The 1,386-nt window shown below is 64.8% G+C and carries 3 protein-coding genes; all 3 read right to left on the minus strand.

The annotated features are described in order from the left end of the window. The coding region (mtnC, locus tag N912_RS0148255) for an acireductone synthase (protein WP_028928026.1) at positions 1-420 on the minus strand (420 nt) is incomplete at its 3' end. Between the two features lie 3 nt (positions 421-423). Then, the gene (locus N912_RS59745) at positions 424-897 is read right to left on the minus strand and encodes a 1,2-dihydroxy-3-keto-5-methylthiopentene dioxygenase (protein WP_211261666.1); all 474 of its coding nucleotides are present in this window, start codon (positions 895-897) and stop codon (positions 424-426) included. A 118-nt stretch (positions 898-1,015) separates the two neighbouring features. Beyond that, positions 1,016-1,386: acireductone synthase (mtnC, locus tag N912_RS0148265; RefSeq protein ID WP_028928027.1), on the minus strand; the 371-nt coding region annotated here is incomplete at its 5' end.

Genomic DNA, 1,386 nt, shown 5'->3' on the forward strand with positions numbered 1-1,386 from the left:
ATCGCTGAAGCCGAAGAACAGCTTCTGCGCCGGCACCGAGCCGGAGGAATACACGTACAGCGGCAGGCCGGAGGCGTGCCAGCCGCTCAGTACCGGCGCTACTTCCGGGTAGAAGTGCGCGGTGTAGTCGTCACGGCGGTAGCCTTCGTCCCAGATCAGCCCCTGCAGTGCCTTCAGTGCGGTGTGCTTGCGGTCCTGGTCGATCCAGCCCTGCAGCGTCTCGGCCACCAAGCTGTCCTGGCAGGCGCCACCGATCTCGGTAGCCACGGCATCCAGCCAGCGGCGGACCTCCGGCTGCTGGCCATGCTCGGCGACGAACGCGGGCAACGCCTTGCGCGCATAAGGGAACAGCACGTTCTTGACGAACGAGATGCTGCTGGTGGTGCCTTCGATGTCGGTCAGGATGACGCGGGGCTGCATGGATCAGGACGCCTGGGTGGGTACGTAACGGGGGAACTTCTGCGCGATGTCGGTGCCGGTGAAGTGACCGACCCAGCCATCCGGCTCGGTGAAGAAGCGGATCGCCACGAAGCTGGGCTCGTCGCCCATGTCGAACCAGTGGGTGGTGCCATCGGGTACGGCGATCAGGTCGTCCTTCACGCACTCGATCTCATAGACCTTGTCACCCACGTGCAGGGTGAACAGGCCGGAACCTGCGACGAAGAAGCGCACCTCGTCTTCCTTGTGGAAGTGTTCGTCGAGGAACTTCTTGCGCAGCTCGGCGCGGTTCGGGTTGTCCGGGGCGATCGAGGCCACGTCCACGCTCTTGAAGCCGCGCTCGGCAACCAGGCGGTCGATGTCGGCGCGGTAGGCGGCGAACACTTCCTCCTGGCTGGCGCCCGGCGCGACCGGTGCGGTGGCCTGCCAGCGCTCGAAGGTGACGCCGATCTTCTGCAGCTCGGAAGATGAAGACCCTCAACGACCGTTGAGCAAAAAAGGGGACGGAGGGGATTAAGTCGTTTGTGGCCCATGTGTGCCACAAACGACTTAATCCCCTCCGTCCCCTTTTTCTTGCTTACAGCTGGATCTGCTGGAAATTCTCGACCCGCTCGTGGCCGTTGGCGGCCTGGCCGGTGCGCGGCAGCGGGTAGTCGTCCAGGCGATCGATCAGCCGGGTCTGCAGGCCGGCTTCGCGGGCAGCATCCAGTTCTTCCACCACATCCGACAGGAACAGGATCTCGCCGGCCGGTACGCCGATGGCCTGCACGATGCGGCGGTAGCTGTCGGCCTCACGCTTGCCACCGATCTCGGTATCGAACCAGCCCGACACCAGCGGGCTGAGGTCACCGGCATCGCTGAAGCCGAAGAACAGCTTCTGCGCCGGCACCGAGCCGGAGGAATACACGTACAGCGGCAGGCCGGAGGCGTGCCAGCCGCTCAGTACCG

It is taken from the genome of Actinospineispora acaciae DSM 45401 (assembly GCF_000620785.1).
Lineage (GTDB): Bacteria > Actinomycetota > Actinomycetes > Mycobacteriales > Pseudonocardiaceae > Pseudonocardia > Pseudonocardia acaciae.